We start from the raw sequence: 14,734 nt of genomic DNA, 5'->3' as shown, positions 1-14,734 counted from the left end.
TCCGGACCCAGGCCAGCATGGACGAGGGCGTTGCCAAGATTGCCCAATTGCGTCAGCGTGTCACCGATATCAAATTGACCGACAAGTCACAAATTTTCAATACTGAGCGCATCGAGGCACTCGAAGTTGAGAACATGATTGAAGTAGCGCAGTCAACCATGGTGTCGGCAGCTGCACGGCATGAATGCCGCGGCGCGCACAGTGTGGCGGATTACGACCGGCCTGCCGATGACCCAACGTCCCCGCTGGGACGGGACGATGTCAATTGGCTCAAGCACACCTTGTGGGACAAAGCGACCAACAGCCTGAGTTACAAGCCGGTCAACCTCAAGCCGCTGACAGTTGCTTCCGTACCTCCAAAAATCCGCACCTTCTGACAACTTGCAGTACAGACCACAAGCGCTGCCTCCAACTGAACAAGAAAGCAAATCATGGCTAAACGTACCGTCCAAATCTACCGCTACAACCCTGACACCGATGCCAAGCCCTATATGCAGACCATCGAGGTCGAGCTTGATGGCAGCGAACGCATGTTGCTTGACGTCTTGACCAAACTAAAAGCAATTGACCCAACACTGTCGTACCGACGTTCGTGCCGTGAAGGTATTTGTGGCTCGGACGCCATGAACATCAATGGCAAAAATGGCCTGGCCTGCCTGGTCAACATGCTGACGCTGCCCGATACCATCGTGCTCAAACCGTTGCCTGGCCTGCCTGTGGTGCGCGATCTGATCGTCGACATGACGCTGTTTTTCAAGCAGTACCACTCGATCAAACCTTATCTTGTCAACGACACCCGGCCGCCAGAAAAAGAGCGCCTGCAAAGCCCGGAAGAGCGTGAAGAACTCAACGGCCTGTATGAGTGTATTTTGTGCGCCAGTTGCTCCACCAGTTGCCCTGTGTTCTGGTGGAATCCAGACAAATTCGTCGGCCCGGCGGGTTTGCTGCAAGCCTACCGCTTTATTGCCGACAGCCGTGATGAAGCCACCAGTGAGCGTCTGGACAACCTGGAAGACCCCTACCGTTTGTTCCGCTGCACCACCATCATGAATTGCGTGGATGTCTGCCCGAAAGGACTGAACCCGACCAAGGCGATTGGCAAGATCAAGGAACTGATGGTGCGTCGCGCCATCTGATGCGGACCTGATGAACACCACTGGCATGGAGACAGGCGACGCCTTGATCGACGAAAGAGTATTGAGCAAACTCAAGTGGCGCTGCTGCCGGGGTCTGCTCGAAAACGATATTTTCATCGAACGTTTCTTCAAGCGATTCGAATCCACGCTTACCGTCAAGCAGGCGCAAGGTCTGAACGTTCTAATGGATTTAAGCGATTCAGATCTGCTGGATTTGCACCTTGGGCGCAAAACTTTGGCCCAACTGGATGCAAATCTGGTTCAGGACGAAGTTTGCGAAGTTTTAAGTATGTTGAAAAAACCACCTGAAAGGTCACTATGAAGCTAGCTGAAAATAAAGCCACCCTGTCGTTCAGTAACGGCACCCCAAGCGTTGATTTGCCGGTTTACCAGGGGACGGTCGGTCCGGACGTGATCGACATTCGCAAGCTCTATGGCCAAAGCGGCATGTTCACCTACGACCCGGGCTTTTTGTCCACGGCGTCGTGTCAGTCTGCCATCACCTACATTGATGGCGACAAGGGCGAACTCCTGTACCGTGGTTACCCCATCGAGCAATTGGCAACGCAGTGTGATTACCTCGATACCTGCCATTTGTTGCTCAAGGGCGAGTTGCCCAACCTGCAAGAGCGCCAGGACTTTCACAAGCTCGTCATCAACCACACCATGGTCAACGAGCAGATGCAATTTTTCCTGCGCGGTTTCCGCCGCGATGCACACCCGATGGCTGTGCTGACCGGCCTGGTGGGTGCCCTGTCGGCGTTCTACCATGACAGCACCGACATCAACAACCCCGCGCATCGGGAAATTTCCGCCATTCGCCTGATCGCCAAAATGCCCACGCTGGTGGCCATGGCCTACAAGTACGGTATTGGTCAACCTTACATGTACCCGCAGAATGACCTCAGCTATGCTGGCAACTTTCTGCGCATGATGTTCGGTACACCGTGCGAAGAGTACGTTGTCAACCCGGTGCTGGAGCGCGCCCTGGACCGCATCTTCATTTTGCATGCTGACCATGAGCAGAATGCTTCCACCTCTACCGTGCGCCTGTGCGGCTCGTCCGGCACCAACCCGTTTGCGGCGATTGCGGCGGGTGTGGCCTGCCTCTGGGGCCCGGCCCACGGCGGAGCCAATGAAGCCTGCCTGAACATGCTGGAAGACATTCAGCGCCAGGGTGGTGTCGCCAAGGTGGGTGAATTCATGGAGCAGGTCAAGGACAAAAACTCCGGCGTCAAGCTCATGGGCTTCGGTCACCGGGTTTACAAAAACTACGATCCGCGCGCCACCCTGATGCAGGAAACCTGCAACGAGGTGCTGCAAGAACTCGGGTTGGAAAATGACCCCTTGTTCAAACTGGCCAAGGAAGTTGAAAAAATTGCCCTCGAAGACGATTACTTCGTGTCGCGCAAGCTCTACCCGAACGTTGATTTTTATTCTGGCATCGTCCAGCGCGCCATCGGCATCCCGGTCAACCTGTTCACCGGTGTCTTTTCACTGGCACGTACCGTCGGCTGGATCGCCCAGCTCAACGAGATGATCAGCGACCCCGAGTACAAAATTGGCCGTCCGCGCCAGTTGTTCACAGGCTCGGTGACACGCAGCGTCAAACCAATTTCTGAACGGTAAGAAGTTTTTCACTTAAAAACGCCCGCCGGTTGGCAACACCGGCGGGCGTTTGTGTTGTGCGCCCGGGTTCTTTCTCTGCCGTTTAAAATCTATCCCTTATCAAGGAAAACAGCATGGCACGGACCCTTTACGACAAACTCTGGGACGAACACGTCGTCCACACCGAAGAAGACGGTACGGCGCTGCTCTACATCGATCGCCATCTGGTGCACGAAGTCACCAGCCCGCAGGCGTTCGAAGGCCTGCGGCAGTCCAAGCGGCCGGTCTGGCGCATCAGCTCGATCGTGGCCACGGCAGACCACAACACGCCCACCACCGGTTGGGAGCTGGGCTATGACGGCATCACCGACCCCACCAGCAAAGAGCAGGTATTGACGCTCGACGCGAACATCAAGGAATATGGTGCGGCTGCCTATTTCCCGTTCATGTCGCGACGCCAGGGCATCGTCCATGTGATTGGCCCGGAAAACGGCGCCACGCTGCCCGGCATGACGGTGGTCTGCGGCGACTCGCACACCTCCACCCACGGAGCTTTCGGTGCTTTGGCGCACGGCATTGGCACCAGCGAGGTCGAACACGTCATGGCCACGCAAACGCTGCTCGCCAAAAAGGCCAAGAACATGCTGGTGCGGGTCGAGGGTGTTTTGCCGCGTGGCTGTACTGGCAAGGACATTGTGCTGGCGGTGATCGGAAAAATCGGCACGGCTGGCGGTACCGGCTACACCATTGAATTTGGCGGCGCCGCCATCCGTGCGCTCAGCATGGAAGCGCGCATGACCGTCTGCAACATGGCGATCGAAGCCGGTGCGCGCGCCGGTCTGGTGGCGGTGGATGAAAAAACCATTCAGTACGTGAAAGGGCGCCCCCTTGCCCCGGGTTACAACGCGCCCAATGAGCCGGCCGCTGCCGTGGAATGGGAGCAGGCGGTGGCTTATTGGAAAACCCTGCATTCGGATGCCGATGCGCACTTTGATGCGGTGGTCGACATCGACGCCTCGCAACTGGTGCCCCAAGTGACCTGGGGCACTTCGCCCGAGATGGTGCTGGGCATTGATGACCGGGTGCCTGACCCGGAACGCGAAAAAGATGCCAGCAAGCGCGGCGCCATCGAGCGCGCCTTGGTCTACATGGGACTGGAGCCGGGTAAAGCCCTCAACGACCTGTACGTGGACAAGGTGTTTATTGGCTCCTGCACCAACAGCCGCATCGAAGACATGCGTGAGGCGGCCGCCATCGTGAAAACACTGGGCCGCAAAGTGGCGCCCAACATCCGGCTGGCGATGGTGGTGCCGGGTTCCGGTCTGGTCAAGGCGCAGGCCGAGCGTGAGGGCCTGCATGAGATTTTTCTCGCCGCTGGTTTTGAGTGGCGCGAGCCCGGTTGCTCCATGTGTCTGGCCATGAATGCCGACCGTCTGGAGCCGGGTGAGCGCTGCGCCTCCACCAGCAACCGCAACTTTGAAGGCCGCCAGGGCGCCGGTGGTCGCACCCATCTGGTCAGCCCCGCCATGGCGGCGGCGGCGGCCATCCATGGCCATTTTGTCGATGTGCGCAAATTCGTCTAACCCAAGCCTCAAGGACACACCATGAAATCATTGAGCACTTTGTTCATTGCTGTCGCGCTGCTGCTTCTGGCAGGCTGCAACACCGTCAAAGGCGTCGGTCAGGACCTGCAAAAAGCAGGTGAAACCATCGAAGATGCAGTCAAAAAGAAATAGGACAAACCATGCAAAAATTTACCCTTCACAAGGGGCTGGTGGCCCCGATGGATCGGGAAAACGTGGATACCGATGCCATCATTCCCAAGCAGTTCCTCAAATCGATCCGCAAAACAGGCTTTGGTCAAAACCTGTTTGACGAGTGGCGCTATTTGGATGCGGGCTACCCCGGACAAGACCCTGCCAGCCGCAAACCCAACCCGGACTTTGTCCTGAATCAGCCGCGTTTTCAGGGCGCTTCGATCTTGCTGGCGCGCAAGAACTTTGGTTGTGGTTCCTCGCGGGAGCACGCACCCTGGGCGCTCGATCAGTTCGGTTTTCGTGCCATCATCGCCCCCAGTTACGCCGATATCTTTTTCAATAACAGCTTCAAAAATGGCTTGCTGCCGATTGTCTTGACCGAAGTGCAGGTCGGGCATTTGTTTGACGACGTGGCGGCGTTTCCGGGCTACACGCTGACCATTGACCTGGAGCGTCAGCGCGTCATCAAACACAATGGCGAGGAACTGCCGTTCGAGGTGCAGGCCTTTCGCAAATACTGTTTGCTCAATGGTCTCGATGACATCGGCCTGACGCTGCGCCATGCCGACAAAATCAAGGCGTTTGAGGCAGAGCGTCTGGCACAAAAGCCCTGGTTGGCGCACACCATGTTGGCCTGAAAAGTTTATTCTGAATCATAAAAAACAATCATGAAAATTGCAGTTTTACCCGGCGACGGGATTGGTACCGAAATTGTGGCCGAGGCGGTCAAGGTTCTTGGCGCGCTGGATTTGAACCTTGAAATGGAAACCGCCCTGGTCGGCGGCGCCGCCTATGAAGCCCATGGCCATCCCTTGCCCGAGTCCACCCTGAAGCTGGCCAAAGAGGCCGATGCCATCCTGTTCGGCGCGGTGGGTGACTGGAAATACGACACGCTGGATCGCCCGTTGCGCCCGGAGCAGGCCATTCTGGGCCTGCGCAAGCACCTCGGCCTGTTTGCCAATTTCCGCCCGGCGATTTGTTATGAAGAACTGGTGAATGCCTCCAGCCTCAAGCCGGAACTGATTGCCGGTCTGGACATTTTGATCATCCGCGAATTGACCGGCGACATCTACTTTGGCCAGCCGCGTGGCCGTCGCATTGCCACAGACGGGCATTTCCCCGGTGCCGAGGAAGCCTTTGACACCATGCGCTACAGTCGCCCCGAGATCGAGCGCATTGCCCATGTGGCATTCCAGGCGGCGCGCACACGCAAGGCAGCCGGTTCCGAGGGCCGTGTCACCAGTGTTGACAAGGCCAACGTGCTGGAAACCTTCCAGTTCTGGAAAGACATCGTCACCGAGGTCGGCCTGCAGTACCCCGATATTGCGCTGGACCACATGTATGTCGACAATGCCGCCATGCAACTGGTGCGCGCACCCAAGAAATTCGACGTGGTGGTCACCGGCAACATGTTTGGCGACATTCTGAGCGATGAAGCTTCCATGCTGACGGGTTCGATTGGCATGTTGCCCTCGGCCTCCATGAATGCCAATAACCAGGGCCTGTTCGAGCCGAGCCATGGCAGCGCGCCCGACATTGCCGGCAAGGGCATTGCCAACCCCCTGGCCACCATCCTGAGCGCTGCCATGATGTTGCGCTTCAGTCTGAACCAGCTTGACGCGGCCGGCCGCATCGAAGCGGCTGTCAAAACCGTGCTGGCGCAGGGTTTGCGCACCGCGGACATTTTCAGTGCCGGCAGCACGCGCGTCAGCACCCGTGAGATGGGTGACGCGGTGGTCAAGGCCTTGAAGTAAGCCAATGGCAGGACGGGTGTTCTCCTGCTTTTTTTGAATATGTGCAAAGAATTTAATTGATCTGAAAAGGATTCGTGATGAAAGTCGGTAACTTGGTGGGTTTGGTAGGCTGGCGTGGCATGGTGGGCTCGGTGTTGATGGACCGCATGCAGTCCGAGGGCGATTTCGCCTTGATCGAGCCGGTGTTCTTTTCCACTTCCAACGCGGGTGGTGCGGCGCCGTCGTGGGCGAAGAACGAGACGCAACTGAAAAATGCGTTTGACATTGATGCGCTGAAAAAATGCGACATCATCATCAGCGCCCAGGGCGGCGACTACACCACCGAGGTTTTCCCCAAGCTGCGCGCGGCAGGCTGGAGCGGTCACTGGATCGACGCGGCGTCCACGTTGCGCATGAAGGACGACGCCATCATCATTCTGGATCCGGTCAATCTGCCGGTCATCCAGACCGCCCTGAAAAAGGGCGGCAACAACTGGATTGGCGGCAACTGCACGGTAAGCTGCATGCTGATGGGTGTTGGCGCCCTGTACAAAGCCGGTCTGGTCGAGTGGATGAGCACGCAAACCTACCAGGCCGCCAGCGGTGGGGGAGCCCAGCACATGCGCGAGTTGCTGACGCAGTTCGGCACCCTCAATGCCGAAGTCAAGGCCTTGCTCGACGATCCCAAGTCCGCCATTCTCGAAATCGACCGCAAGGTGATTGCCAAGCAACGCGCCCTGAGCGCCAGCGAGACGGCTAATTTTGGCGTGCCGTTGGGTGGCTCCCTGATTCCCTGGATCGACAAAGATCTCGGTCTGGGCAAGCAGTCCGACGAGCCCGGCTGGGGCATGTCGCGCGAAGAGTGGAAGGGCATGGCCGAGACCAACAAGATTTTGGGCCAGGGCGCGGCCTTTGGCAGCGCCGAGACGCCAGTGGATGGTTTCTGCGTGCGTGTCGGTGCCATGCGCTGCCACAGCCAGGCGCTCACCTTCAAACTTAAAAAGAACGTGCCTTCGGCAGATATCGAAGCCATGCTCGCTGCCGACAACGAATGGGTCAAGGTGGTTCCCAACACCCGTGAAGCAACGATCAGGGACCTGACTCCGGTAGCGGTCACCGGCACCCTGACCATTCCGGTCGGCCGGATCCGCAAGCTGGCCATGGGGCCCGAGTATGTGGGTGCCTTCACCGTTGGCGACCAGCTGCTGTGGGGTGCCGCCGAGCCCTTGCGCCGGATGTTGCGCATCTTGCTGCAAGCCTGAACGGTGTCGGCCCCAGGGTGCTCATTTCACCCTATAGAATCATCAGTTGACAGCAGCCTGTGTCCATACCGCTGAGCGCATATCGGCGTTTGTCATTCAAGGGCATTGAGGCCTGGGCGTTTTCCTGTCTTTTGCGGGTTGAAAACTGGAGTAAAAATTGATTGTTAAGTCCTATCGATGGAAACTCAAGGCTGTGACGTTTGCTACGCTTTTGGCTTTGGGCGGAACCAATGCACAGGCCCTGTCGCTTGGACGAATCACCGTTCAATCTGCTTTGGGTGAGCCGTTGAAGGCTGAAATTGACATTCCGGATATCAACGCCGAAGAGGCTGCCTCGCTGAATGTTCAAGTGGCTGCACCGGCAAATTTCAAGTCCGCAGGGCTGGATTACAGTCCGGTACTGACCGGCCTCAGGATGGTGCTGCAAAAACGATCTGATGGCCGTAGCTACTTGCGTCTGAGCAGCGATCGATTGGTTCAGGAGCCATTTGTTGACCTGATCCTGGATGCAGGTTGGCAGAGCGGCCGTGTGGTTCGCAACTACACCATGCTGTTTGATCCACCCCATATGCGCCCGACGCCGATGGCGCAGCCACTGACAGCAACCTTGCCTGCGCCCCTGGCCGCGCCATCGTCCGTGACCGTGCCTCGACTGGCCCCGCCGCCGCGTACTGCAGCACAGGCAAGCCCGCCTGAAAGGCGCCAATCCGCAGTGGCCGCTGAGCCTAAATCCGCGCCGGCGGTGGCCGGCAGCGCGAGTCGAAAGGTGACCGTGCGAGCGGGCGATACCGCCAGCAAAATTGCCCGGACCCACATGTTGTCCAATGTGTCCCTGGATCAAATGCTGGTGGCCATGCAGCGCGGCAACCCCAATGCCTTTATTGAGGGCAATGTCAACCGCATCAAAGCAGGTGCTATCCTGGCGCTGCCCACTGAAAAGCAGGCCACTGTGGTTTCTGTGACGCAAGCCAGCCAAATCATCACGGCGCAGAGCCAGGATTTCAATCGTTACCGTCTTGCGCTTGCCAGCAACGCGAATGTGACCGATCTGGCGCCTGCCGAGCGCAACGTCAGCGGCACCATCAAGGCCACGGTGGAAGACAAAAAACCGGCAGCACAAATACCCGACAAGCTGACCTTGTCCAAAGGGTCGGTTCAAAGCACAGCTGACCTGGAACAATTGGCTTTGGCCCGCAATGCCGAAGACAGTGCCAAACGGGCCGCACAGATCAGTCAAAACACCAGCGAACTCAATCAACTGGCTCAAACAGCTGCCGCCATGGCCGCGGCTGGTGCAGCTTCAGGCACAGCCAATGGCTCTGTCGCTCCGCTGGCTGTTGCACCTGCCTTGGCACCTGGCGCTGAAAAGCCGGTTTCTCCGACCCTCGCCACGATTCCCCCGGCCATCGTGCCTGCGCCAGCCTCCGATTTTTTGGATGAACTGATCAGCAATCCCTTGTTGCCGGCAAGTGCCGCTTCCCTGCTGCTGTTACTGGCCGGTTTGGGTTTTTACAAAGTCCGTCAGCGCCAGAAACAAGCAGCAGCTGACGATGACTCCTTTATTGAAAGTGCTTTTCAGGCCGAGTCATTTTTTGGCAACAGCGGTGGTCAGAAAGTGGACACGCAAGAGTCATCGGCGACAAGTTCTGCGATGGTGTATTCAAGCAGCCAGTTGGGTGCGGTAGAAGATACCGACCCGTTGTCTGAGGCCGATGTTTACCTGGCTTACGGACGTGACGTACAGGCTGAGGAAATCTTGAAGGAAGCCCTGCGGATACGGCCTGAGCGCGTGGCGATTCATCAAAAACTGCTGGCCATCTATGCCAAACGCGAGGATGCTGCATCTTATGCAGCCATGGCGGCCCTGGTTTATCCCCTGCTGAAAAACAACGGTCCCCAATGGGCTCAGATTTGTGCGACCGGACTGGCGCTGGAACCAGGCAACACCATGTACCTGGCGGGGGGCCGGCCGGTAGCCGTGACGGCCGCAGCGCCACTGCCACCCCTGCCCGTTGTCCCGTCGGCGGGCGCAGCGGAAGTTGAGACCACCGAGACTGTTGACACCGCGGCTGACCGTGCGCTGGAGCTGGATTTTGATCTTGATTTTTCGCTGGATGAAGCGAAGCCGGCTGATGTTGCTGAATCTGCCGGGTCAGCGCTGCCTGTCATCGCAGAGAATTCCCTGCCAGAACTGGAGACGGCCCCGGCCAGTTCCGGGCCAATGGGCGCAGCCACCGTCCCGACGGCTGCCAGCCCGCACCTGGACATGATGGAATTTGACTTTGACAATTTGTCGCTAGACCTGGATGACAGTGATGGCGTGCCGACCAAGCAGCCATCCATGGCAAATGCTGATGCGCTGGAATCCAAACTGGCACTGGCCAATGAATTCAAGGCGAATGGCGACGATGAAAGTGCGCGTGAATTGATTCAGCAGGTCATCAACGAGGCTGATGACGGCCCGCTCCAGGCCAGAGCGCAGCAGGCGCTGAGCCAAATTTGATGGTCTGCACGGATGGGCTGTGAGCTGCCAGCACTTGTCCGTGTTGCACTAGGCATCAGTTACCACGGCGGACATTACCAGGGTTGGCAGAGCCAGCCGTCCCGGCAAACCGTGCAGGATCAACTCGAAAAAGCCTTGTCACGTTTTGCCAACCACCGGGTCTCCACCCTGTGTGCCGGGCGCACCGACGCCGGTGTCCATGGCCTGACGCAGGTGGTGCACTTTGACACGCCGCTGTATCGCCCGGAAGCTTCGTGGGTGCGCGGGCCCAATGCCCTGCTGCCGCGTGACATCGCGGTGCAATGGGCCAAGGTGGTACCCAAGGCGTTCCATTGCCGGGCCAGCGCGCTGTCGCGGCGTTATGTTTATGTGGTGATGCAGTCGCCGGTGCGTCCCAGTCTGGATCAGGGCCGGGTGGGCTGGGTTTATCGCCCCTTGCAGCTTGAGCCCATGCAGCAGGCGGCACAGCAACTCATCGGTGAGCATGATTTCACCTCGTTTCGCGCCAGTGCCTGCCAGGCCTTGTCGCCCGTCAAGAACATGCTGCGCATCGGTATTTCCCGGCGCGGCGCCTACTGGCGTTTCGAGTTTGAGGCCAATGCATTTTTGCACCACATGATTCGCAACATCATGGGTTGTCTGCTTTACATCGGCGAGCAACGCCAGCCCGTGGCATGGATGCAGCAGGTGATGCAGGCGCGCGACCGTGATGCTGCCGCGCCCACGTTCTCACCCGACGGCCTGTATTTTTTGGGGCCGCGTTATGACCCACAATGGGGCTTGCCGGAAGACTCCCCCTTGCTCGATGGATTGCCATGAACCAGCTCAACGAACTGGCCTTGCCAGGCTTGCACCGCACCCGCATCAAAATCTGCGGCCTCACGCGTGAGGCCGATGTGGATGCGGCGGTGGCTGCTGGCGTCGATGCCATCGGCTTTGTTCTTTATGAAAAAAGTCCGCGCTTTGTCACGGCCCGGCGCGCGGCAGCACTGGCCAGCCGACTGCCGCCCTTTGTCACGCCGGTGCTGCTGTTTGTCAATGAAGAGACTTCAAAAGTAATAGCTGCTTGCAATGATGTGGCAGGCTCCATCATTCAATTTCATGGCGATGAATCGCCGCAGGCCTGCCGGGCTGCCAGCGGGCATGGTCAGCGCCCGTATCTGCGCGCGGCGCGTATTCCCCTGGGTGATGCGGGCCGCGGCTTTGATCTCTTAAAATTCGCGCAAGATTATTCACAGGCCCAAGGCCTCCTGCTCGACGCGCAAGTGGACGGGTATGGCGGCGGCGGGCAAGCATTCAATTGGTCACTGCTTCCTCCAAACGTCAACGCTCACCTCGTCTTGAGTGGTGGGCTGAACGCTGCCAACGTGATCGACGGCATCAGAGTGGTGCGTCCGCGTTGTAAAACACTCAGTGTGGACATCAGTTCGGGGGTCGAGGTGCCAGGCCAAAAAGGCATCAAGGACCCCACCAGAATCCGTGAGTTTGTCGCGGCCGTCCGTCAGGCAGACCTTCAACTCAACTCAGCCAAGCGATAACACATGTTCAACTACCAGCAACCCGACCCGCGTGGTCACTTTGGCATCTATGGCGGCAGTTTTGCCTCCGAGACGCTGACCCATGCCATCAGCGAACTCAAGGCCGCCTACGCCAAGTACCAGTTTGACCCCGCGTTTGTGGCCGAATTCGAGTACGAACTGGCGCATTATGTCGGTCGTCCCAGTCCGGTTTACCACGCCGCCCGCACCAGCCGTGAAATGGGCGGCGCGCAGATTTTCCTCAAGCGTGAAGACCTCAACCACACCGGCGCGCACAAGATCAACAACACCATTGGTCAGGCCATGCTGGCCAAACGCATGGGCAAGCCGCGCATCATTGCCGAAACCGGCGCCGGCCAGCACGGCGTCGCCACCGCCACCATCTGCGCGCGCTACGGCATGGAGTGCGTGGTCTACATGGGCAGTGAAGACGTCAAGCGCCAAAGCCCCAATGTCTACCGCATGAAGTTGCTCGGCGCCACCGTGGTGCCGGTCACCAGCGGCAGTTGCACCCTCAAGGATGCGCTCAATGAGGCCATGCGCGACTGGGTCGCCAACGTCGACAACACTTTCTACATCATTGGCACCGTGGCCGGCCCGCACCCCTACCCGATGATGGTGCGCGACTTCCAGAGCGTGATCGGCAAGGAATGCCTGGTGCAGATGCCCGAGATGCTGAAAAACGCCGGTTGCACCACTGAGCAGCCCGACGCCGTGGTGGCCTGTGTCGGCGGCGGCAGCAATGCCATGGGTATTTTCCATCCCTATATCTCGCATGAAGCCACGCAACTGATCGGTGTGGAGGCGGCAGGCGAAGGCATGGACAGTGGCAAGCACTCGGCCTCGATACAGCGCGGCAGCCCCGGCGTGCTGCACGGCAACCGCACCTATGTGCTGCAAGACGACAACGGCCAGGTCACCGAAACCCACAGCATCAGTGCCGGTCTCGACTACCCCGGCGTCGGCCCGGAGCACGCCTACCTGCACGACATTGGCCGCGCCCAGTATGTCGGCATCACTGACGCCGAGGCGCTGGACGCCTTCCACTACCTGTGCCGCACCGAGGGCATCATCCCGGCGCTGGAATCCAGCCACGCCCTGGCCCACGCCATGAAACTGAGTAAGACCATGCGTGCCGACCAGTCGATCCTGGTGAACCTGTCGGGGCGCGGTGACAAGGACATCGGCACGGTGGCCGACCTCAGTCACGCCGATTTTTTCTGTCGCCCCAGTTGCCAGGGCCAGTCGGTCAAGGGCGGCCTGGCCGCTGACGAAGCCATTGTGAAGGTTGTCAAATGAGCCGCATCGCCGCCACGTTTAGCCAATTGCAAGCCCAGCGCCGCAAGGCGCTGATTCCGTTCGTCACCGCGGGTTTTCCGTTTGCCGACATCACGCCCGAGCTGATGCACGCCATGGTCGCTGGCGGTGCCGACGTGATCGAGTTGGGCGTGCCGTTTTCTGACCCCAGCGCCGACGGCCCGGTGATCCAGAAAGCCGGCGACAAGGCGCTGGCCGCCGGTGTCGGCCTGGTGCAGGTGCTGGCCATGGTGCGCGAATTCCGCAAGACAAACGACAGCACCCCGGTGGTGCTGATGGGCTACGCCAACCCGGTCGAGCGCTACAGCCAGAAACACCGGCGCGCCGATGCCCAGGCAGGCACCAGTGCCTTTGTGCAGGACGCCGCCGCCGCCGGGGTCGATGGTGTGCTCATCGTTGACTACCCGCCGGAAGAATGCGAAGACTTTGCCGCCGAGCTCAAGGCAAACCAGATGGACCTGATCTTTTTGCTGGCCCCCACGTCAACTGACGAGCGCATGCAGCAGGTGGCCCGCATCGCCAGTGGTTACGTGTACTACGTGTCGCTGAAAGGCGTCACCGGCTCGGGCGCGCTCGACACCGCCGCGGTCGAAGCCATGCTGCCGCGCATCCGCCAGCATGTCAGCGTGCCGGTGGGCGTGGGCTTTGGCATCCGCGACGCCGCCACCGCACGCGCCATTGGCCGGGTGGCCGACGCGGTGGTGATCGGCAGTCGTATCATCCAACTCATTGACGGGCTGCCGCGCGATCAGGTGGCCGCCACGGCCGAAACCTTCCTGCGCGAGATCCGCTCCGCGCTCGATTCATAATTCGCCATTTCCCAAAAGACTGACAAGGATTCCCCATGAGTTGGCTCGAAAAACTGCTTCCCCCCAAAATCCAGCATACCAACCCGGAAGACCGCCGCAGCGTGCCTGGCGGCCTGTGGATCAAATGCCCCAGTTGCGACACGGTGCTTTACAAGACGGACCTCGAGCAAAACCAGAATGTCTGCCCGAGCTGCAGCCACCACCACCGCATCGGCGCGCGGGCGCGTTTGAATTTCTTTCTGGACAACGAAGGCCGCTATGAAATCGGCCAGGAAGTGTTGCCGGTGGATGCGCTCAAGTTCAAGGACAGCCGCAAATACCCCGAGCGCCTGAAAGAAGCGCTGGAAAACACCGGCGAAACCGACGCCCTGGTGGTCATCGGGGGGTCGGTGCTGGGTATCGGTCTGGTTGCGGCCTGTTTTGAATTTGAATTCATGGGCGGCAGCATGGGTTCGGTGGTGGGTGAGCGTTTTGTGCGCGGCGTGCACACGGCCATCGAGCAAAAAGTGCCGTTTGTCTGCTTTACCGCCACCGGGGGTGCGCGCATGCAGGAAGGCTTGCTGAGCCTGATGCAAATGGCCAAAACCAATGCATCACTCACGCACCTGGCCAAAAAAGGCCTGCCCTTTATCAGCGTGCTGACCGATCCGACCATGGGCGGGGTCAGCGCCGGTTTTGCCTTTTTGGGTGATGTGGTGATTGCCGAACCCAAGGCGCTGATCGGCTTTGCCGGCCCGCGCGTGATTGAATCCACCGTGCGCGTCACGCTGCCAGAGGGTTTTCAGCGCGCTGAATTCCTGCAGACCAAGGGCGCGGTGGACCTGATTTGTGACCGCCGGGAATTGCGCAAGACCATCGCCAATACGCTGGCCATGCTGACGCGGCAAAGCGCGGACGCGGTGGCGTAAGGCGCTGCCTCTTGATGTGGTCCCGCCGACAGGAATCGAACCTGTATTTCACGCTTAGGAGGCATGCGCACTGTCCATTGTGCTACGGCGGGAACGCCTGATTTTAGGCGTCGTGAAATGGAAAACGGCGTTACATGCCAACAAGCGAGTGCATTACTTTGAG

The 14,734-nt window shown here is 59.1% G+C and carries 14 protein-coding genes, 1 tRNA gene and 1 pseudogene; 15 read left to right on the top strand and 1 reads right to left on the bottom strand.

The annotated features are described in order from the left end of the window. The 15 genes and pseudogenes from NDI87_RS12145 to accD all read left to right on the top strand — a co-directional run. Window positions 1-377: pseudogene (locus tag NDI87_RS12145) on the top strand (succinate dehydrogenase/fumarate reductase flavoprotein subunit); the annotation flags it as partial. Between the two features lie 54 nt (window positions 378-431). Next, window positions 432-1,136, top strand: coding sequence for a succinate dehydrogenase iron-sulfur subunit (locus NDI87_RS12140; RefSeq protein ID WP_296275519.1), 705 nt, complete (start codon window positions 432-434; stop codon window positions 1,134-1,136). Between the two features lie 10 nt (window positions 1,137-1,146). Beyond that, window positions 1,147-1,458 carry a succinate dehydrogenase assembly factor 2 gene (locus NDI87_RS12135; protein WP_296275517.1) on the top strand — a complete coding sequence of 104 codons (312 nt, stop codon included), beginning with the start codon at window positions 1,147-1,149 and terminating at the stop codon, window positions 1,456-1,458. Next, window positions 1,455-2,765, top strand: coding sequence for a citrate synthase (locus tag NDI87_RS12130; protein ID WP_296275516.1), 1,311 nt, complete (start codon window positions 1,455-1,457; stop codon window positions 2,763-2,765). Before NDI87_RS12135 ends, NDI87_RS12130 begins: the two co-directional genes overlap by 4 nt. 113 nt (window positions 2,766-2,878) lie before the next feature. Further along, window positions 2,879-4,327 carry a 3-isopropylmalate dehydratase large subunit gene (gene leuC / locus NDI87_RS12125; RefSeq protein ID WP_296275515.1) on the top strand — a complete coding sequence of 483 codons (1,449 nt, stop codon included), beginning with the start codon at window positions 2,879-2,881 and terminating at the stop codon, window positions 4,325-4,327. 21 nt (window positions 4,328-4,348) lie between these two features. Next, complete coding sequence (locus NDI87_RS12120) at window positions 4,349-4,480, top strand: entericidin A/B family lipoprotein (protein WP_296275514.1); 132 nt, start codon at window positions 4,349-4,351, stop codon at window positions 4,478-4,480. An 8-nt stretch (window positions 4,481-4,488) separates the two neighbouring features. After that, on the top strand, window positions 4,489-5,139 hold the full coding sequence (gene leuD, locus NDI87_RS12115; RefSeq protein WP_296275513.1) for a 3-isopropylmalate dehydratase small subunit: 651 nt from the start codon (window positions 4,489-4,491) through the stop codon (window positions 5,137-5,139). Between the two features lie 30 nt (window positions 5,140-5,169). After that, a complete protein-coding gene (leuB, locus tag NDI87_RS12110) occupies window positions 5,170-6,255 on the top strand; it encodes a 3-isopropylmalate dehydrogenase (RefSeq protein ID WP_296275512.1) in 1,086 nt (361 codons plus the stop codon). Between the two features lie 77 nt (window positions 6,256-6,332). Next, window positions 6,333-7,496 (top strand): aspartate-semialdehyde dehydrogenase, encoded by a 1,164-nt coding sequence (asd, locus tag NDI87_RS12105; protein ID WP_296275511.1) that lies wholly within the window; start codon window positions 6,333-6,335, stop codon window positions 7,494-7,496. 286 nt (window positions 7,497-7,782) lie between these two features. Then, window positions 7,783-9,999 (top strand): FimV/HubP family polar landmark protein, encoded by a 2,217-nt coding sequence (locus NDI87_RS12100; protein ID WP_296275509.1) that lies wholly within the window; start codon window positions 7,783-7,785, stop codon window positions 9,997-9,999. Window positions 10,000-10,011: 12 nt separating this feature from the next. Beyond that, entirely contained in the window at window positions 10,012-10,818 is an 807-nt protein-coding gene (gene truA, locus NDI87_RS12095; protein WP_296275507.1) for a tRNA pseudouridine(38-40) synthase TruA, read from the top strand. Next, window positions 10,815-11,537, top strand: a complete 723-nt coding sequence (locus NDI87_RS12090; protein ID WP_296275506.1) for a phosphoribosylanthranilate isomerase — start codon at window positions 10,815-10,817, stop codon at window positions 11,535-11,537. The genes truA and NDI87_RS12090 overlap by 4 nt, the downstream gene beginning before the upstream one ends. 3 nt (window positions 11,538-11,540) lie before the next feature. Continuing rightward, a complete protein-coding gene (gene trpB, locus NDI87_RS12085) occupies window positions 11,541-12,836 on the top strand; it encodes a tryptophan synthase subunit beta (RefSeq protein WP_296275505.1) in 1,296 nt (431 codons plus the stop codon). Beyond that, window positions 12,833-13,663 (top strand): tryptophan synthase subunit alpha, encoded by an 831-nt coding sequence (gene trpA, locus NDI87_RS12080; RefSeq protein WP_296275504.1) that lies wholly within the window; start codon window positions 12,833-12,835, stop codon window positions 13,661-13,663. The genes trpB and trpA overlap by 4 nt, the downstream gene beginning before the upstream one ends. 35 nt (window positions 13,664-13,698) lie before the next feature. Continuing rightward, window positions 13,699-14,571, top strand: coding sequence for an acetyl-CoA carboxylase, carboxyltransferase subunit beta (accD, locus tag NDI87_RS12075; protein ID WP_296275503.1), 873 nt, complete (start codon window positions 13,699-13,701; stop codon window positions 14,569-14,571). 17 nt (window positions 14,572-14,588) lie between these two features. Here the strand turns inward: accD and NDI87_RS12070 are convergent. Continuing rightward, window positions 14,589-14,663: transfer RNA gene (locus NDI87_RS12070), tRNA-Arg, on the bottom strand. Window positions 14,664-14,734 lie beyond the last annotated feature (71 nt).

Origin of the sequence: Rhodoferax sp., assembly GCF_023701345.1 — a bacterium.
Classification (GTDB): domain Bacteria; phylum Pseudomonadota; class Gammaproteobacteria; order Burkholderiales; family Burkholderiaceae_C; genus Rhodoferax.
This window is presented reverse-complemented; position numbering and strand designations above follow the sequence as displayed.